Origin of the sequence: Paraburkholderia sp. BL18I3N2, assembly GCF_003001875.1 — a bacterium.
In the GTDB taxonomy this organism is placed as follows: domain Bacteria; phylum Pseudomonadota; class Gammaproteobacteria; order Burkholderiales; family Burkholderiaceae; genus Paraburkholderia; species Paraburkholderia phytofirmans.
Genome location: NZ_PVNC01000012.1, coordinates 133493 through 151332 on the forward strand (window position 1 = coordinate 133493; position 17840 = coordinate 151332).

17 protein-coding genes are annotated in these 17840 nt (G+C 58.3%); 3 read left to right on the top strand and 14 right to left on the bottom strand.

Annotated features, from left to right (window positions below; translation table 11 throughout):
- Positions 1 to 28: 28 nt before the first annotated feature.
- From B0G75_RS26830 to B0G75_RS26845, 4 genes are all read right to left on the bottom strand, one after another.
- Positions 29 to 784, bottom strand: a complete 756-nt coding sequence (locus B0G75_RS26830) for a glucose 1-dehydrogenase (protein WP_106313060.1) — start codon at positions 782 to 784, stop codon at positions 29 to 31.
- Positions 785 to 880: 96 nt separating this feature from the next.
- The gene (locus B0G75_RS41465) at positions 881 to 1144 is read right to left on the bottom strand and encodes a hypothetical protein (protein WP_258194707.1); all 264 of its coding nucleotides are present in this window, start codon (positions 1142 to 1144) and stop codon (positions 881 to 883) included.
- Between the two features lie 193 nt (positions 1145 to 1337).
- Complete coding sequence (locus B0G75_RS26840) at positions 1338 to 3911, bottom strand: hybrid sensor histidine kinase/response regulator (RefSeq protein WP_106312786.1); 2574 nt, start codon at positions 3909 to 3911, stop codon at positions 1338 to 1340.
- A 28-nt stretch (positions 3912 to 3939) separates the two neighbouring features.
- Positions 3940 to 4977, bottom strand: coding sequence for a 3-oxoacyl-[acyl-carrier-protein] synthase III C-terminal domain-containing protein (locus tag B0G75_RS26845; RefSeq protein ID WP_106312789.1), 1038 nt, complete (start codon positions 4975 to 4977; stop codon positions 3940 to 3942).
- A 598-nt stretch (positions 4978 to 5575) separates the two neighbouring features.
- Between B0G75_RS26845 and B0G75_RS26850 the strand changes: the two genes are divergently transcribed.
- Positions 5576 to 5773, top strand: coding sequence for a hypothetical protein (locus tag B0G75_RS26850; RefSeq protein ID WP_106312792.1), 198 nt, complete (start codon positions 5576 to 5578; stop codon positions 5771 to 5773).
- Between the two features lie 104 nt (positions 5774 to 5877).
- Here B0G75_RS26850 and B0G75_RS26855 read toward each other — a convergent pair whose 3' ends face one another.
- Positions 5878 to 6063, bottom strand: a complete 186-nt coding sequence (locus tag B0G75_RS26855; protein ID WP_012428083.1) for a hypothetical protein — start codon at positions 6061 to 6063, stop codon at positions 5878 to 5880.
- A gap of 781 nt (positions 6064 to 6844) precedes the next feature.
- Between B0G75_RS26855 and B0G75_RS26860 the strand changes: the two genes are divergently transcribed.
- Positions 6845 to 7915, top strand: a complete 1071-nt coding sequence (locus B0G75_RS26860) for a GlxA family transcriptional regulator (protein WP_106312795.1) — start codon at positions 6845 to 6847, stop codon at positions 7913 to 7915.
- Positions 7916 to 8888: 973 nt separating this feature from the next.
- Positions 8889 to 9881: a GlxA family transcriptional regulator gene (locus B0G75_RS26870; protein WP_106312801.1), complete on the top strand. Its 993-nt coding sequence runs from the start codon at positions 8889 to 8891 to the stop codon at positions 9879 to 9881.
- Between the two features lie 57 nt (positions 9882 to 9938).
- Here B0G75_RS26870 and rfbD read toward each other — a convergent pair whose 3' ends face one another.
- The 9 genes from rfbD to kdsA all read right to left on the bottom strand — a co-directional run bounded on the left by rfbD (position 9939) and on the right by kdsA (position 17798).
- Positions 9939 to 10841, bottom strand: coding sequence for a dTDP-4-dehydrorhamnose reductase (gene rfbD, locus B0G75_RS26875; RefSeq protein WP_106312803.1), 903 nt, complete (start codon positions 10839 to 10841; stop codon positions 9939 to 9941).
- The gene (gene rfbC / locus B0G75_RS26880) at positions 10841 to 11389 is read right to left on the bottom strand and encodes a dTDP-4-dehydrorhamnose 3,5-epimerase (RefSeq protein WP_012428088.1); all 549 of its coding nucleotides are present in this window, start codon (positions 11387 to 11389) and stop codon (positions 10841 to 10843) included. Before rfbC ends, rfbD begins: the two co-directional genes overlap by 1 nt.
- The gene (gene rfbA, locus B0G75_RS26885) at positions 11386 to 12273 is read right to left on the bottom strand and encodes a glucose-1-phosphate thymidylyltransferase RfbA (RefSeq protein WP_106312806.1); all 888 of its coding nucleotides are present in this window, start codon (positions 12271 to 12273) and stop codon (positions 11386 to 11388) included. Before rfbA ends, rfbC begins: the two co-directional genes overlap by 4 nt.
- 3 nt (positions 12274 to 12276) lie before the next feature.
- Positions 12277 to 13338, bottom strand: a complete 1062-nt coding sequence (gene rfbB / locus B0G75_RS26890; RefSeq protein ID WP_106312809.1) for a dTDP-glucose 4,6-dehydratase — start codon at positions 13336 to 13338, stop codon at positions 12277 to 12279.
- 119 nt (positions 13339 to 13457) lie between these two features.
- The gene (locus B0G75_RS40805) at positions 13458 to 13826 is read right to left on the bottom strand and encodes a helix-turn-helix domain-containing protein (protein ID WP_181309353.1); all 369 of its coding nucleotides are present in this window, start codon (positions 13824 to 13826) and stop codon (positions 13458 to 13460) included.
- 853 nt (positions 13827 to 14679) lie between these two features.
- Positions 14680 to 15615, bottom strand: a complete 936-nt coding sequence (locus B0G75_RS26900; protein WP_106312816.1) for an SIS domain-containing protein — start codon at positions 15613 to 15615, stop codon at positions 14680 to 14682.
- A complete protein-coding gene (kdsB, locus tag B0G75_RS26905; RefSeq protein WP_106312820.1) occupies positions 15612 to 16403 on the bottom strand; it encodes a 3-deoxy-manno-octulosonate cytidylyltransferase in 792 nt (263 codons plus the stop codon). Before kdsB ends, B0G75_RS26900 begins: the two co-directional genes overlap by 4 nt.
- Positions 16387 to 16941: an HAD family hydrolase gene (locus B0G75_RS26910; protein WP_106312823.1), complete on the bottom strand. Its 555-nt coding sequence runs from the start codon at positions 16939 to 16941 to the stop codon at positions 16387 to 16389. Before B0G75_RS26910 ends, kdsB begins: the two co-directional genes overlap by 17 nt.
- Entirely contained in the window at positions 16938 to 17798 is an 861-nt protein-coding gene (gene kdsA, locus B0G75_RS26915) for a 3-deoxy-8-phosphooctulonate synthase (RefSeq protein WP_106312826.1), read from the bottom strand. Before kdsA ends, B0G75_RS26910 begins: the two co-directional genes overlap by 4 nt.
- Positions 17799 to 17840 lie beyond the last annotated feature (42 nt).

Below are 17840 nucleotides of genomic sequence, written 5' to 3' on the forward strand. Positions count from 1 at the left end.
TCTCGCGGCGCAATGCCTCAACGCCGGACTACAGTGTGGCGGTCACGCCGCCGTCCACGTAGAGAATGTGGCCGTTGACGAAGTTCGAAGCGTTGCTCGCCAGGAAGACCGCGGCGCCGACGAGATCTTCCACATCGCCCCAACGCCGCGACGGCGTGCGTCCAATCAGCCACTTGCTGAAGGTCTCGTCGTTGACGAGCGCCTCGGTCAACTCGGTCTTGAAGTAGCCCGGCCCCAGACCATTCACCTGGATGCCGTGCTGGCCCCAGTCGATTGCCATGCCTTTCGTCAGCATCTTCACGGCGCCCTTGCTCGCGGTGTAGGCGGCAATGTTAGGACGGCCCAGTTCGCTTTGCACCGAACAGATGTTGATGATCTTGCCGCGTTGCCGCTCGATCATATGTCGCGCCACCGCCTGCCCGACCAGGAACACGCTGTCGACGTTGGTCTTCATCAGTTCCTGCCACTGCTCGTGGGAAAACTGTTCGAGCGGCGCGCGACGCTGCATGCCCGCGTTGTTGACGAGAATGTCGATTGCGCCGATTTCGCGCTCGATATTGACGATCGCGTTTTCCACGTCATCTGCCGATGTCACGTCGAAACTGGCGGCGTGCACAGTGGCGCCCTCGTCACGCAAACGGCTGACCGCCTCGGCGAGGCGCGCCTCGCTGCGACCGTTCAGAATGATTTCGGCGCCCGCGCCGGCTAATCCTTTTGCGAGCGCGTAACCGATTCCGGTACTCGATCCCGTGACCAGCGCACGGCGCCCCGACAGATCGAACATGTTCAGATTGCTGTTCAACTCAACCTCTCCTTGATTCTAATTTTTTCGATTCCCATGACGCTTCGGCGGGCCTGCTTAACCATTGCATGACCTCTCTCAGGTTGCAAGCGCTGTCTCGCGACGCGGAAAGATGCAGCACACCGGCCTCGGCGTATCGAACTGACCCGCGACGAGCGTTGCGGGAAACTCATGATCGGCCTTTCGCAGGGCCACGTGGTGGCGGATTCGTCGAGCGATGTCGAAGCCGATATTGCGATGCATATTGTCGCTGAGCGCGGAGACAGGAATGCCACGCAACGCGGTGAGAATCGTATCGGCAGCTTGAGCCGCCGAAGGGTTTTTCCTGATAGCTTTGTACATGATCGATCTTGGCTTCCGGGTGGCTGATATACGGCTATAACGGTATATCGCCCTCGTGAATCACGCCAAGACGGCTTCGTTCTTGCACGATAGCAAACGCTTATGAAGCGCGATTCTCCGCGGTGTTTGCGCTTGGGTCGCCAGGATCTTGCGGGCCTGAAGCCAGACCGGATCGCTGGCCCTCCACCGCCCTTCAATCACTCACAGAGTCCCCGTGATCGCCACGCGCTTTGGCTGAAGCGAAAAACGTTTGCAACGCGGGGGCTGAATGGTCGCTCAACGAGCAGATTCGCGCCAGCCAGTCGGCTTCCGCCGGCCATTCCCCTTCCACCACGCGCGGGTAGATTTGCCGCACGAACTGATGCAGCGCCTTCGCGCCGATATTGCCGCTGATGCCAAGCAGGACGTGCAAGGCGCCATGCGTCGATTCGAGGTCGCGGGCCGCCACGCTCGCGGCGAGTTGCGCCACAGTCGAGCGAATCTGCTCGATGCCGTTGAGGAACGTCTGATCCAGCAAATCGAGCGCCACCAGTTCCTCGAGGTGTTTCTCGTCGAGCAGCGGGCCTTCCTTGATCGGCGCCGGCTTGCCGGCTTGCACGGCGGGTGGCTGTGCCGGTTCCGCTTTGACCGGCGCATACGACGCACGCTGCTGGGCAAACTGCCTTGCAAGAGACGCATAGAGGGCGCCGATCTGCACAGGCTTGATCATGACCTCGTTCATGCCTGCGGCGAGACAGGCCTGCACGGCTTTCATGTCGGATTGGCCGGTCAATGCAACGACGGGGATCTGGGAATATGCGTCGGCACGCGCGCGGATCGACGCGGTGGTTTCCACGCCGCCCATTCCGGGCATGTTCATGTCCATCACGATGGCATCGACGGCGTCGCCCTCCTCCAACCTCGCCAGCACGGCCGGCCCATGCTCGGCCTCGACGACGCGCGCGCCGCACCGTTCCAGATAACCTTTGGCAATCCGCCTGCTGTAGGTGTCGTCGTCCGCCACCAGAATCGTTTTGCCGGCGAACCCGTCGAATGGATGGCTGTGAACGTGCCGATTGCCGCTTTCGAAGAGCGTCTTGAGCGCGGTGATCAATTCCACCGGGCTAACGGATTTGCTGATCATGTCGTCCATGCCGGCGCGCCTGGCGAGCACCCGCGTCACATTGACCGGCTCCGTCGTAAAAGCGGCGATCAGAACGTTCCGGTTCGGGTGTTGATGGTCGGCCCGGATCGTCTCGGCGGTGGTGTAGCCGTCCATAACCGGCATATTGATGTCCATCAGCACGAGGTCGTGCGGCGTTGACTGTTGAAGCACCCTCAATGCCGCCTCGCCGTTTTCCGCCTCGCTCACCTGCGCGCCGACCTTCGACAATGCGCGGCGGCTTCGCGCCCGCTGGGCGGCATCGTCGTCCACGACGAGAATGCGTTTGCCGGCAAAAAATGGCGTGGCGTGCTCGAAAACCCTCTGCTCATGCTCTGCCACCTCGCGGCTGGAGACGGCGGGGAATTGCAGCGTGAACTGCGTATATTTTCCGACTTCCGAGCGACAGGCAATCGTGCCGCCGAACGCGCGCATTGCGCGCTGGCAATAGGCAAGGCCGAGCCCCGTACCCGCCGAATTGCCCGCGGTACGGAAAGGCTCGAACAGATGCGGCAGGAGGTCGGCCGCGATGCCGGGGCCGGTATCATGAACCAGCACCGTCTGGCGGTCGATCGTCAGCGTCAGCGTTGCCAAAGGATGCGCGGCAATGTGATGCAGCGCGTTCTTGATCAGATTGAACAGCGTGAACAGATAGACGGTTTCGTCGACCTTGAAGATAAAGTCTTCCAGCACCACGAGCCGGACTTTGGCGCGCTCCTTCTGATCGCCGAAACCGTATTCGTCCAGCGCTTTGCGCGTGGTGGCCGCCGCGCTCAGATAGGTGAAATGATCCGCGCGGATGGGTTTGGCACTGACCTCGTCCAGCGTCATGGTAATGATGCGCAGGCCCCGATCAATCGACAATTGGCCGTGGGCGAGATGCCGGTAAAGCAACGCCGCCCTGTCATGCGACATGGCCGGCGACGGGTTGGCGTCCGTCACCGCGGGCAGCGCCTCTTCCATGCGATCCAGCACGTGCCTCAGCTGGCTGAGAGGATTGCGCATTTCATGAGCGATCGAGCCGGCAAGCGCACGAAACGCCACATTTTTTGCCTGCGCGACGATGCCCTTGAGGTTGCTGTAACTGAACGTAAGGCCGGCGAAAATAGCGAATGTAAAAACCGGCAGATACGTGTAGAGAAATAACTGCCCGTCAACGTGGAGGGATTGCGGAATGACGAGCCTGGCGCATAGAACGGCAAGCCCCATACCCAGAATCAGATTGAGTGCCAACGCAACCACTGACGGAAAGATGGCGATCAGAAAAAACACCATGCCCAGCTCGGCCATCGACCAGAGCATCGAATAGTGACCGGCGATCAGGTAGTAAGTGAAAAAGAACGGTAGCGTATAAGCTACCGTTACGAAGTAGTACCACGGCAGGAAGCGCACGACCGAAGCGGGCCAGAAACGGCGCAATAGCAGCAGCGCACAGGCGGCTGTACCGAAAGCGCGCATCAGCAGGCTTTCGTTGGGCTGAGGGTCGATGTACGTCCACCACAGCCAGTACAGCGGATGTCCCATCGTACCGATTACGCCAACAGCCAGCACGCTGTAGTCCGACACCTTGGCCGATTCATAAACCAGTCGGTTGAGGTAACGGATGCTCCCTGAAATGGCTCTCATGTCGCGCTTTATCTTGACTTATCCAGCCTCAGAATCTGAAGCTGCTGACGTTGAACGACATGCCGGCGCTGCCGACCCAGCACAGCACTCTGTCGCCTCTCTTCAACCGCCCGCCGTCTTTTGCCAGTGAAATGGCAGCCGGAATCGAAGCCGAAACGAGGTTTCCCGTCTCCGGGTAGATGTGATACATCTTGTCGTCGATCCCTACCTTGGCGCCGTAACCCTGCCACGCCGCCTTGGAGGAAGCGTGGGTGAAGACGATGTCGATGTCTTTCTTGGGAACTGGCAGTTTAGTCAATACCGCGGACAGTTCATCCGAATTCTTGTGAAGCTCATGGCCGAATGATGTGAAACGCATGTCGCCGTTCTTACCGATCCGTTCGGTCGGGTGGCAATACCCTTCGTAGCCGGGGATTGGAATGGTGCACAGGTCCGACACTGCCGGCTTCGCGCGGAACGCAAAGGTGAAGTTATCCGGCTCTTTGGCGACGAGCAAGGTAGCGGTCGCCGCCTCGCCAATCGTGAACGACGGCAACGTATATTCGATTTGAGCCTGGCTCTTCAACGCGAAATTCCCCGGATAGAGTGGACCGCCCGCAAGCATATTGAACTCGGCATTCACAATCATAGCGTTTCTGTACTGGCCCGACTTGAAAAGGCTGTCGATGATCGCCATGGCCCGGGTCCAGCTCATGCAGGCGTCGACCACGTCGAAACACTCGGCGTTCACGAAGCCGAGCGTGCTGGCCATCATGTGGCTGTTGCCGGGCTCGAGAAACCCTCTTCCAATACCTACGTAAATAAACAGCTCGATATGTTCCGGCTTCAGATACGTTTCCGATAGCGCCTTGCGCGTCGCCATGGCGACGTGATCGATAGGCGACTCGTGGCTTTCACACCAGCGCCGGTTGACCAGTCCGCTTCTGTCGAGCAAGGTCTTGATGGTGCGCATCCCCCGGTCGATGTCGCCCTCGTAATCCCTGGAATGGAATCGAATCATATCGATCACTTCCTCGTTCGTAACGATCCTGGAGGGCAAGCTGACGGCTACGTCTTTAATAAGCATAAAGAATCCATGAATAAATTAACGCGGTGGGTAGAAGTACGTTTTGCGCCATGGCACGAGAGTATCTGGGACGCCAGATACGCGGCCTCGCGGCGCTGGTACATTAACGCGTCCACCGCGATTCATGAAAAAAGTCCCGTCTGGCGTGTTGCCAATGGGAATGCCGGGTGGGGGGTGGGGGGTGGGCCCGGGCGCCGGGGGTGGCGCGGGTGCGGATCTGGGCGGTGACGTTCAGCGGCATGTCCGTCCGCCCGGGATCAGCCCTTTTTCGTGTCCTGTTCCGTCAAGAACGTGACCTCATCCGCCGCATGCGCCCATGGCCTCCTTCGAGCGACTAGACTTGGCTTCGGTCTTTCGAGGGGGCGCTTCTCTCAAGCGAACCCCACCCCTCGATCTTTCAGCCTGCCGCTCCCTCGGGCGGCAGGCTCTTTTTTTGTGGACCGCTTCAATTTCAGGCAATAGTCGCTCGTGACCTAAGAGGATCAGGCCGATGCATGCCGCCCCAGGTTCATCCACGATTGCCATTGCTGTCCTCACCTGTGGGTCGAAGACGACAACAGTTCCACCGGAATAACCGCGTGACGCTCTCGAGGAAAGCATGCAGCTACCGAACGTAGATAATTTCATCAAAGACTCGCAACACGGCGTCACCTACAACATCTGCGCCTATCGCAAGCTGTCAGCTCAAGAGATGACACGCGCGATGCAAGTCTTTATACAACAACAGGGCGGGCGCCAACCGAAGCAAGGGTCAGTCGTCAAGATCTTTTCCCTGCTCGGGTTTGGGGATCAGTAGCCGTGTTGAAGCCTTGGACGTCCATTGACGGATGTTGGACGCGCTCGCCACCGTACGCGTAACAGCATGCCGCGCGGCAAGATGAACCGTGTCGACTAAGCCGTCTAATCCAACACTGACAGCAGATCGGCGAGGTTCGTGTCAGGCAATCGTTTCGCAACCATGTCCCAGAAGATCACGTCGCGCATTGCGCTGGCATCTTCCGCCGTCTTCCATTCGCGCGCGCCGACGATGGAATCGGCCGTCTCGCGAGCTGCGGATACGATTGTCTGAATGTCTTGTTTATGCATGAACCCGTTAACGGTCGCATAGCGAGCTTATTTAGCCTCATGCGCAATCGTTTGCTGAAAAATTTTAACTACTGCCCCCGCTTTGGACGATGCCAGCGCGGTGATCCAACCGAACATGGCGCATCACGGAGTTCAAGCGTTCGCCGTGCCCGACGAGACGGGACAAGGCGGCCGCCCCGCAGTCCAAGTGAACAGCGATGCATGTGTGCACGCACTTGAAATTCGCGCATCCTGAACGTCGGGCGAAATTCTACCTCTTCCGCTGCGCCGCACCGTTTTGCGGCGCTTATCGGAAAACTTAAGTCCGAAAGGAGCACATTGATGGGGCCGACTCACAGCGCCCTGAGCACGTGTTTTCTCAGCATCGGCTGTGGCGTTTAGCGGCAACACCCCATGCGGTGCAGCAAATGCACCACTTTTGATCAACCAGACTGACAAGCATTCACCATAAAATATTTCACCGCCAATGGGTAATGCACTGCTATTGAGCACAATTAGCCCAACAATGATATAAATCGATAAAAGGATGCACTATGCATGCCGCCCTTGCCTGTTGCGATATACGATAATCCTTTCGTAATCTTTCGCAATCACAGATCGAATCAGGCGCTAAGCAAGGCTGCTCGCCATCTCGCCGCTCGACGTCCGCAACAGCCAATGTGTTGGTTAATTCAGCCATGAAATACTGACAAGAGAATCACACGTATAGCATGCTCTAATAAAAAAAGACGGAGTCTTGGGGAGAAGTCTCTGTAGACCACACATTTCCGGGGAAAAATAAATGGATTTGGGACATACTCTGCAGCGCAGTTCGCGGGACAGTACCGTGCCGATGCAAACGAACGCTCTGACTCGCATCGACATTGCGCTGTTCAACGGATTCGCCTTGCCTACGGTCGCGGCACTCATCGAGATTTTCCAGAGAGCTAACTCGCTCGTCGCCGCACCGCGCTCGGGCCGCGCACGTTACGACGTCTCGCTGCTTTCCGCCGCGGGCGGACGCATCGCCAGTTCGTCATCGGTCTTTGTCTGGACCGACGACGTCCAGTCGCATCGAGGCACCAACGAGCCGCACCTGTTGTTCATTGCAGGCGGCGCCGGCGTGCAGCAGGCATGCCGCGACGAGCGATTGAGCGAGTGGCTTCGCCGCAGGCATCCGTTCAGCGAGATCGTGCATCCGATCGCGGAAGGCCAACTGCTGCTTCAGGCCGCCGGGCTGCCCAGCCGCTACTGCCCGCTTCTCCATGGAGACAACGAAGCACCCGGCCTGCATCCGGCGCGGTTGACAGAAGCGCCGGGCGCCGTATCGACCGCGCTGCGTATCGTCGAAGAGGATCTAGGCGCCGATCTTGCACAGCGGGTTGCCGAGTCGATCGCGCCGCAACCCAGGACGCCTTTCAACTCGTCGATCACACCTGATGTGGCGCCGCAGATCAGCGAGAAGATCCTCGCGTCGGCACGCTGGCTGGAAGCGAACGTCGACCGGCCCATCTCGATCGACGACGCGGCCCAGGTCGCAGCGATGAGCGAGCGCAACTTCCTGCGCCGCTTCAAGAGCGAAATCGGCATGACGCCCTCCGACTATCTGCTTCGCGCGCGCCTGAATATGAGTTGCCGGATGCTGGTCGAATCGCGTCTGCCCGTCGACAAGATCGCGCGCCGCTGCGGCATCGGCAGCGGCGGGCAATTGTCGAAGCTGTTCAGAAAATATCTGGAGACGACGCCGACGGACTATCGAACGCGCAACCACGTGGCACAGCAGAAGCCCATAGCACAGGTACCGGATCAACGGCGCGCGTTCGATCCAGGTGTTCTGATTGAGGCCGACTACGCAAGTCAGGTCGAAGCGTAAGTCAGAACCCGGCGGTACACCGCTACCGCCGGAAGACGAGCACGGCCACCCAAGTCGATGCAGGCCCAGGATACCTGAACGACCGTGCCGCGTTGAGCCCTTCTCATGTCATGTTCAGTCAACAACGTGACGCAATCCGCCTCTCGTGTCTTGAGCCTGCTTCGAACGAATACACTTGGCGTCGGCCTTTCGAGGGGCGCATCTTTCAGTCAACCCCAACCCCCTCGATTTTCCAGCCTGCCGCTCCTTCGGGCGGCAGGTTCTTTTTTTCCGCCATATCAGGTTCGAGTCGCGTGTCCGACTACGCGCAGGCGTCTCGCGAGGCGCATGCATCCACGTCCTTGATTCATACGAAAACTCCCGAACGGAGCGCACATGGATGAGAAAGTGACTTACGTGTACGAGTACACGGGTGGTTTTGGTACGTACCGTACTACTGGGAAAAGGTTCGCATGTCATCTCCCCCTTGTTGGCGACAATGTAGTCATGAAGGTCGAGGAGTTGGGATTCGATGATGTATTTAAAGTGAAGTCTCGACTCTTCGAATACGACAGGGCGGGTTCCCTGACTGTTACGTTGACGCTATCTCATACCGTCACATAGGATCACTATGTATTGATGATCGATATTCTTCTTCGTTAATCGTGTTCCTTATCAGGCCCACAATAGATATCCAAATTCACAATAAAAATTAAGGCCTCCCGGTTCTTTGCGCGATACCCCATCTCCGCCAGCTCAATAGAACCGCATTTCATTGCCACTCCAGCCCGCCGCGCTTTCAAATTAAACCCATCAATTATCCAGCGGGTAATTCACTTGCCTTGGAAAGACATCACCACTTGGCAATTCTGGCCAACACCTTGGCAAATTCGGCCAGTCATTAATGCAGTGCAACAACGTTATGTAGCATTCGATCAAACAATTAAAGCGGCTTAGAGACGGCCGGCAAGTCACTCATTTCCGGGAAAGTACGATGGAGTTTCTTTGCAACGTGAAGCATAAGAATGCACTTCAAGCACCCGCTTTGCCACAGAGCGCCAGCGTAAACCATATCGGTATTGCATTGTTCAATGGATTTGCTCTACCCGATGTGGCTTCCATCATCGAGATATTCCAGTCGGCGAATGCTCTGAGTGACACAGGCGAGCCCCGTCGAACGCGCTATGAGGTCTCGCTGTTGTCGGCATCCGGTGGGCGTATTGCCAGTTCTTCTTCGGTGTTCGTGTGGACCGACAGTGTCGAATCGCGCGGGCACGAGGACAACTTCCGCGCGCTTTTCATTGCAGGCGGCACCGGCGCAACAAACGCGTTCCGTGACGATCGTCTGATCGTGTGGCTTCGCCAGGCGTTTCCGAAAAGCGGCATGGTCCATGCGATCGCCGAGGGACGCCTGATGCTCGAAGCGGCGGGTTTCTCGAACGCCTACGGTGCGCGCATCGAAAACGACCGTCACGCACACGCATTCCCATCCCGGCCTCTTGTGGACTCGCCCAGCCCGCTGCGAACCGCCTTGCGCATCGTTGGCGACGATCTTGGACCGGAAGTCGCGCAGCAGGTCGCAGATTGGGTTGCGCCTCAAGGCGAAACGCAATTCAGCACAATCCTGCGTAGCAAAACGGCATCGCATATCAGCGATAAGATCCAGGCGTCCGCGCAATGGCTCGAGGCCAACGGCGCACGCCCGATATCGATCGACGACGCCGCCCAGATCGCGGCGATGAGCGAACGGAATTTCCTGCGGCGCTTCAAGAGCGAAATGGGTGTGACCCCGTCGGAATATCTGCTCTATGTGCGACTCGACATGAGTTGCCGCCTTCTCGCCAAAACAAGCCTGCCCGTCGACAAGATCGCGCGTCGTTGCGGAATTGGCAGCGGGGGGAGGCTCGCGAAGCTGTTTCGCAAGCACCTGCTCACCACGCCGACGGAGTATCGAATCAGCAAACAAGGTTCGCGCAGAGCATCGTAACGCAGGCCGGAGGCAAATCCACGGTCTCTTTCGAGAGTCTCGGCAAGTCTGGAATGCTTAAGCGGTACGCTCGAATCGCTCATCCAGCGTCTGAGCAAGCGCGTCCCACCAATGCGGCCGCACAAGTCCAAAGCGCTCATCGAAGCGGTCGTTGTTAAGAGCCGAATTGCGCGGCCGCGCCGCACGCGTCGGGAACGCCTCGCTCGGTACGGCTTCGATGTGTGTGACGCGTACCCGACCTGAAGGCGCGAGATTGCGCGCATAGTCGATGATCGCCGAAGCATAGCCATGCCAGCTGGTCACGCCTCGTGATGTCAAATGAAAGAGTCCGCTCTGGAAGCGTGCTTCCCGGCGCTCGCGCATCGCTTGCGAAATCGCGTGGGCGGTAACGTTGGCAAGCATCCTTGCCGGAGTCGGCGCACCAACCTGATCATCGACGATCTTAAGCGCTTCACGTTCGCTGGCGAGCCGAAGCATCGTCAGCATGAAGTTTGCCCCGCGCGTCGCATATACCCAGGAGGTGCGGAAGATCAAATGATCGCATTCGGACGCGATGATCGCGAGTTCGCCGTCGCGCTTGGTCGCGCCGTACACATTCAGTGGCGCCGTCGCGCAATCTTCCGAATAAGGCTCCGCCGACTTTCCGTCAAACACATAGTCAGTCGAGAAATGAACGAACAATGCGCCCGCGCGTTTTGCCGCGCGGGCCATGACGTCGACCGATTCGGTATTGACGAGCCGCGCCGTTATGCAATCGTCTTCCGCCTTATCAACCGCCGTATAGGCTGCGGCGTTGACAACGACGTCCGGGCGGTAAAAACTCATCAACCCATCGAGCAGCGCCGGCTTGCTGAGATCCGCAAGTTCCCGATCCCAACGGACCACGTCACCCAGCGGCGAAAGCGAGCGTGCGAGTTCCCAGCCGAGTTGCCCCTGTACGCCTGTGATCGCGATTCTCATCAGTAAACCTCAGCCTCGTTGAAGCGGCTACCAGCGGCGTCTTTCGACGAAACGAACGGAACACCATTCAGTTCCCATTCGACAGCGATGTCCGGATCGTCCCAGCGCAACGTACGTTCGTGCTCCGGGTGCCAGAATGCAGTCGCTTTATAAAGGAACTCAGCGACATCCGACAATACGACGAAGCCGTGCGCAAAGCCCGGCGGAATCCATAGCTGCCGCCGGTTCGACGCGGACAACCGCACGCCGACCCATCGCCCGAACGTGGACGACCAGCGCCGCAGATCGACCGCAACGTCGAACACCTCACCCACTACAACCCGAACCAGCTTGCCTTGTGGATGCTGGATCTGGTAATGGAGGCCTCGCAGAACGCCCTGCGCTGAAATGGAATGATTGTCTTGCACGAACGTATAGCCGCGCGCCACTTTCTCTTCGAACTCGACCTGATTGAACGTCTCGAGGAAAGCACCGCGTGAATCCCCGAACACTTGCGGCTCGATGACCTTCACGTCAGGAATCGCGGTATGTCGAACTTGAATGGTCATGTGTGGATGGCAGGAATGAGAGATGACAGATATCGGCCGTAGTCGGTCTTTTGCAAAGGCGCCGCGAGGCGGGCCAGTTGCTCGGCATCGATCCAGCCACGCCGGAATGCGACTTCCTCCGGGCTCGCAACCAGCAAGCCCTGCCTCTGTTGTAGCGTCGCGATAAACGTCGCCGCATTGATCAGCGATTCGTGCGTGCCAGTGTCGAACCAGGCAAAGCCTCTACCCAGCGTCTCCAGATGAAGTGCTTCGCGCTCCAGGTAGTGCCGATTCACATCCGTGATTTCCAGTTCACCGCGTGCGGACGGTTCGATATTCGCGGCAATATCGCAGACGTCGCCGTCATAGAAATAAAGACCCGTAACGGCAAAATTGGAACGCGGCTTCAGCGGCTTCTCTTCGATCGACAGTACCTTATTCCGAGCGTCGATCTCCACCACGCCGTAGCGTTGCGGGTCGTGCACGTGATAGCCGAAGACCGTCGCGCCTTTGGTTCTGGAATGCGCATTGCCTAGATGCGCACCCAGGTCCGCGCCATAGAAAATGTTGTCGCCCAGAATTAGTGCGGACGGTTTCCCGTCGATAAATTCGCGGCCGAGTATGAACGCTTGAGCGAGCCCATCCGGCGACGGCTGCACGGCGTAGGTGATCCGCATGCCCCACTGGCTGCCGTCGCCGAACATCGCCGCGAAGCGCGGCGTGTCATCCGGCGTCGAGATCAGCAGAACCTCGCGGATGCCGGCCATCATCAGCGTGGACAGCGGATAGTAGATCATCGGCTTGTCGTAGATTGGCAGCATCTGCTTGGAGATAACGCGCGTGATCGGGTACAGCCGCGTTCCAGACCCGCCGGCGAGAATAATGCCCTTACGGTTCGAGTCCATCGTTCACGCTCTCTTGAGTATGCTTTCGGGGTTCCAGCGCCGATATGCGCCAGAGCGAATTTCTTCGAGCCACGCACCGTTTTCAACGTACCACTGCACCGTCATCGCCAAACCGCTCGCAAACGTCTCGCGCGGCACCCAGCCGAGCTCGCGACGCAGCTTCGTTGCGTTGATCGCGTAGCGCCGGTCGTGTCCCTTCCGGTCCGGAACAAAAGCGATCTGCTCGCGATAACTGCCGCTCTCGCGCGGCTTTATCGCGTCGAGAAGATCACAGATGAAATGAACGACTTCGACGTTGGTTTTTTCGTTATCGCCGCCAATGTTATATGTCTCCCCCGGCACCCCACGTGCGAGCACCGTACGGATCGCATCACAATGGTCGCGTACATACAGCCAGTCGCGCACATTGCCGCCATCGCCGTAAACCGGTAGCGCGTCGCCGCTCAGTGCCCGTTGAATCATCAACGGAATCAGCTTCTCCGGAAACTGGTAAGGCCCGTAGTTGTTCGAACAGTTCGTGGTTAGCGTGGGCAGTCCGTAGGTGTGATGGTACGCGCGCACGATATGATCCGAACTGGCTTTCGATGCCGCATAGGGACTGTTTGGCGCGTACGGCGTCGTCTCCGTAAATGCGGCATCGTTGGCCGACAGCGAACCGTACACTTCGTCGGTTGACACATGCAGGAAGCGAAACGAATTACGTTCCGCGTCGCTTAGGCGCTCCCAATACAGTCGCGCGACATCAAGCAGTTCACCGGTACCCGTCACATTTGCATCGATAAATTCACGTGGACGGTCGATCGAGCGATCGACGTGACTTTCCGCCGCGAAGTGCACCACGGCACGCGGCCGATATTGTTCAAAGACAGCGCTCATGGCTGCGCGATCGCCGATATCGCGACACACGAACACGTGACGAGGATCGTCGTGCAGCGTTTGCAACGTGCCGTAATTGCCGGCATACGTCAATTTGTCGATGTTGAGTATCGGCTCATCGTGGTGGGAGAGCCAGTCGATGACAAAATTTGCGCCGATAAAGCCGGCGCCGCCCGTTACGAAGATCATTTGAAGTTCTCTTGGATGACGGCTCTTACATTTTGAATCGTAAAGGCGCGACTATTTTTACATCGGCCATATAGTTGGCGCATTCCGACATTCGCCAGCTTCCCGCTTGTCGCTCGCACTCATTTATCCAGATCGATCCCGTGAATCCCAGGATTCAATCCCTGCCGATTCGCGTCACGAAACTCGCTCGGTGTGAGAGATAGTCGACGTCTGAATATTTTTGCAAGCCGCTCGCCGCTTCCCATTCCGCAACGTCGCGCGATCGTATCGATCGGCAAACTGGTTTGCTGGAGCAGGCTGCACACGACACCCAAGCGAATTTCGAGCAAATACTCCGAAGGCGTGATCGATGCCTCCGCCCTGAAACGACGCAAAAACGTTCGTTCGCTCATATTCGCGGCTTCGGCCGCGTGCGCAATTGAGATCGGGTGCATATAGTTCTCTCGCAGCCAATTTGCCGCCGCTCTGATCGGCGCCGTCCATTCCATCGATGACGCGTCGACCGTTTGCGCATCGTGACCGCCAGTCGACGCCCGAGGACTCGCGTGCTTTCTCACAGCGTTGCGCGACGATGTGAGATAAAGCAGAATCTGCGATTCGATCTGTTTTCGCGCATGCGCGCTGGTCGCTGCCAACGCCGCGACAAACGACACCCCTGCTTCCGTCATAGACGGCGCCAGTCTCGAGCGCGCGCGAGCACTGCCCAATCGTCGCCCGCGCCGCGCTGTGCCCGGCGAAGCCATCACGAATCGATACAACGAGCTGTCGCTATCCCACACGACGACATCGGCTCGCGCCACCAAAGTCGACATGGCGCGCAACACGTCCGGGTCTTCGGCCGCCCCCAGCCTGCACTTCGCGCCCACTACAAATACACCGTCGAATTTCTCCGATAAACGAGGTTCGACTGGATCCGTCCAAATCCGGATTGCAAGCGAGTCATCAACATAGCCGCCGCCAATCGACAGTAACGACACCTTGAATATCAGGCCAAGTGAAGGCGACTTTTCCTCCACGATATCGTTGCCGTGAGCGCGGTTAAAGATATCCGCCAGCGCATCGACCTCCTTGATGGAGAACCCGGCGAATACGACTATCGCAATCTTCACTTCCGATTCCATGGAAGGTGCCGCGACGTCCCCGGAGAATGCTCCTTTAGCTCTTGTGCGGTTTGTGTACGGGTGCATGTTCCTGTTTCCGCGGCCAGCGCTGGCTTTGTCACTTATCCTGACTGCCGATATTACTCACAGCGTGCGGTCGACAATGATCGCTGGCTACCGGTGCCATGGATTTGTCTGAAATAACGCTAGCCGCTGTGCCCAACGCACCGAGCATGCACTTTCACTTCTTGAAAACACCGACAATGTTCTGGTGTTCGAATACGAGTAACGAAGTAATCCGCCGTTCGTCGAGCAATGCCAACGCGTCCTGTACGCGCGTTGCGGGAGACACCATCGTGGGTTCTCTCGACATGAAGTCGCGCGCGCATTTTTCGAATGCATGGGGTCCGTGGACCTCGATCAGACGGCGAACATCACCGTCGGTGATCAGGCCCCAGCCTGTTTCGTCGCGAACAATTGCAATCCCCAGACTGCCGCGCGTCATCTCGCTGACAATTTCCATGACCTTCGCATCGGGCCCGACGAACGGAAGCTTGTCGTGAACCATCTCATCGCCCACTGTGCTCAGCAGTCGCCGGCCAAGCGATCCTCCAGGATGAAAACGCGCGAAGCCCTCGGGCTTGAAATCGCGCGCCTCCATTAACGTCACGGCGAGCGCATCGCCCATTGCCAACGTCGCAGTCGTCGAAGCGGTCGGCGCCAGTTGAAGCGGACACGCCTCTTTCTCGACACCGATATCCAGATGACAATGCCCCGCGCGGGCAAGCGTCGACTCGCGATTACCCGTCATTGCGATCACGAAATTGTGATTGTTTCGCAGAAAGGGGAGCAGTTGCACAACCTCGTGGGTCTCGCCCGAATTTGAAATGGCGAGAAACACGTCGTCACTGGTGACCATTCCGAGGTCACCGTGATACGCCTCGCCGGGATGCATGAAAAACGCCGGCGTACCAGTGCTCGCAAAGGTCGCGGCGATCTTCTTACCTATGATTCCAGACTTGCCCATGCCGCATACGATCACACGGCCGCGCGTTTCGAGAATACGCGCTATGGCCTGGGCATAGTCGTCGTCCAGAGCCGACGCGAGCGCGGCAATGGCACTGGACTCCAAAGCGAAAACCCGTTTCGCCGACGAGATGTAATCGTGAGCCGTCATGATCTCCCCGAAGCATTCACAAAAAGTATTTCCCTCACTCGCGCTACGTCCTCTTTCGTATCGACACCCGGCGGCGGGGGTTCTGGCCATTCGAATACGTGAATCGGCATACCCAGCCAGATCGCGCGCATCTGTTCCAGCCTCTCGAGTTCTTCAAGTTCGCATGAAGGTGTCTCCGTCAGCCGGTAGAGCGCCGAGCATCGATAGGCGTAGATACCGACATGTCGCAAATACGCGGACAGTGGCCACTCGTCCTGCGGAAGATCGCGGCAGAACGGAATCGCGGAACGTGAGAACACGATTGCCTGTCCCTGCGCGCCGACCACGAGTTTGACGACGTTTGGATCAGTCAAATGGGACACTTCCGTCAAAGGCACCGCAACAGTCGCCATGTCGAAAGCCTGCGCGTTCGCACAAAATTGCACGAACGACGCAAGCAACAGCTGTGGAACGAGCGGTTCGTCGCCCTGGACATTGACGACAAGATCGTCCGGACTCCAGCCCAATTCGCGCGCGACTTGCGCGCACCGGTCAGTTCCGGACTGATGTTCGGGGTCGGTCATCCGAACGGGAATCCGGTACGCCTCCAGACTTCCGACAATCCGTTCGTCATCTGTCGCCACCACGATGTCCACCGTCTCGTGCAATGCCGCTCGAACAGCTTCGTAAACACGCACGATCATCGGTTCGCCCGCCAGATCAATGAGCGGCTTGCCCGGCAGGCGAGTCGACCCGAAGCGAGCCGGAATCACCACGTGAATCGAAGCAAGGTCACTGGACGATCGCACTGCGCACCTCCCCGGTCAAAAACGATTGATACATCTCGTCAAGCGTCATTCCATCGGCCAGCAACACGTTCTCGGCGACTTCGCGGGCGACGCCGTGGCCGCCGCGCGCGCGCGTGACATGATCTGCGTAACGCAATACAAGCACGTGTGCATCGCCGGGGGCGAACGCGCGTCCCGCGCGCAACATCACCGGCAAATCGATCACATCGTCGCCGACGTAGACGATCTGCTCGTCCCGCAGTCCCCGCTCCAACTTGATCTCCTCGTACGCGGACAACTTGTCGCGACTGCCGGTCACCACCACGTCGAAGCCGAGTTCTTTCGCCCGGCGAGTCAGCGGCGCACTCGATCGACCCGACAACACGCCGCTCGCAATCCCGTATTCCCGCAGCAATCCGATCGCCACGCCGTCACGTACGCTAAAGGACTTGAGGTATTCACCGTCGCCATTGAAATGCAGCGAGCCGTCCGTCAGCACGCCGTCCACATCGAATAGAACGAGGCGGATTTTTCCCCGATACTCGCGTGGCCTGCTCATTCAATATCCAGCGCAGGAAAACTCTTGATCAGATCGTCAAGGTCTTTCATTTGCTGGAGAAACGGCTCGAGCACGGCAAGCGGAAGCGCGCTCGGACCATCGCAGCGAGCGTGGTCTGGATCTGGATGTGCTTCCAGAAAGAGACCGCTCAGACCGACAGCAAGACCGGCACGTGCAAGCTCGACAACCTGGCGGCGCCGGCCACCTGAAGCAGCCCCGCCCGGATCGCGGTATTGCAGGCTATGCGTCACGTCAAAGATCGCCGGCGCGCCATCCGACGCTTCGATCATCTGCCGGAAGCCGAGCATATCGACCACCAGATTGTCGTAGCCGAATGAACTGCCGCGCTCACACAGAATGACCTTGTCATTGCCGACTTCACGGCACTTGCCGACAATGTGAGCGACCTGCGTCGGGCTCATGAATTGCGGCTTCTTGATGTTGATCACACGGCCCGTTTTGGCAATAGCCACGACCAGGTCCGTCTGCCGCGCGAGAAATGCCGGTACCTGGAGCACGTCGACCACCTCCGCGACACGTGCGGCCTGCTCGACCTCGTGTACATCGGTGATTACCGGCACGCCGAACTCACGTTTGACCGCTTCAAAGATCCTCAGACCTTCATCGATTCCGACCCCACGGTATGAATGGATCGACGAACGATTCGCCTTGTCGAACGAAGCCTTGAAGACGAATGGAATGTTCAACTTCGCCGTCGTCTCGACATAGTGGCGGCAGGCATACAGTGTCGAGTCGAGGTCTTCGAGAACGTTGATGCCGCCGAACAATACAAACGGCAGACGGTTCGAGACCGTTACCGCGCCTGTGATTTCTACCACACGATCGTTTATCTTCATCGCTCACGTCCACGCCAGAAAGAGTTAGAACGGTTGACCTCG

Coding starts and splice junctions, on each gene's coding strand:
- B0G75_RS26830 (WP_106313060.1), bottom strand. CDS start 784: ATGTTCGATCTGTCGGGGCGCCGTGCGCTGGTCACGGGATCGAGTACC.
- B0G75_RS41465 (WP_258194707.1), bottom strand. CDS start 1,144: ATGTACAAAGCTATCAGGAAAAACCCTTCGGCGGCTCAAGCTGCCGAT.
- B0G75_RS26840 (WP_106312786.1), bottom strand. CDS start 3,911: ATGAGAGCCATTTCAGGGAGCATCCGTTACCTCAACCGACTGGTTTAT.
- B0G75_RS26845 (WP_106312789.1), bottom strand. CDS start 4,977: ATGCTTATTAAAGACGTAGCCGTCAGCTTGCCCTCCAGGATCGTTACG.
- B0G75_RS26850 (WP_106312792.1), top strand. CDS start 5,576: ATGCAGCTACCGAACGTAGATAATTTCATCAAAGACTCGCAACACGGC.
- B0G75_RS26855 (WP_012428083.1), bottom strand. CDS start 6,063: ATGCATAAACAAGACATTCAGACAATCGTATCCGCAGCTCGCGAGACG.
- B0G75_RS26860 (WP_106312795.1), top strand. CDS start 6,845: ATGGATTTGGGACATACTCTGCAGCGCAGTTCGCGGGACAGTACCGTG.
- B0G75_RS26870 (WP_106312801.1), top strand. CDS start 8,889: ATGGAGTTTCTTTGCAACGTGAAGCATAAGAATGCACTTCAAGCACCC.
- rfbD (WP_106312803.1), bottom strand. CDS start 10,841: ATGAGAATCGCGATCACAGGCGTACAGGGGCAACTCGGCTGGGAACTC.
- rfbC (WP_012428088.1), bottom strand. CDS start 11,389: ATGACCATTCAAGTTCGACATACCGCGATTCCTGACGTGAAGGTCATC.
- rfbA (WP_106312806.1), bottom strand. CDS start 12,273: ATGGACTCGAACCGTAAGGGCATTATTCTCGCCGGCGGGTCTGGAACG.
- rfbB (WP_106312809.1), bottom strand. CDS start 13,338: ATGATCTTCGTAACGGGCGGCGCCGGCTTTATCGGCGCAAATTTTGTC.
- B0G75_RS40805 (WP_181309353.1), bottom strand. CDS start 13,826: ATGGAATGGACGGCGCCGATCAGAGCGGCGGCAAATTGGCTGCGAGAG.
- B0G75_RS26900 (WP_106312816.1), bottom strand. CDS start 15,615: ATGACGGCTCACGATTACATCTCGTCGGCGAAACGGGTTTTCGCTTTG.
- B0G75_RS26910 (WP_106312823.1), bottom strand. CDS start 16,941: ATGAGCAGGCCACGCGAGTATCGGGGAAAAATCCGCCTCGTTCTATTC.
- kdsA (WP_106312826.1), bottom strand. CDS start 17,798: ATGAAGATAAACGATCGTGTGGTAGAAATCACAGGCGCGGTAACGGTC.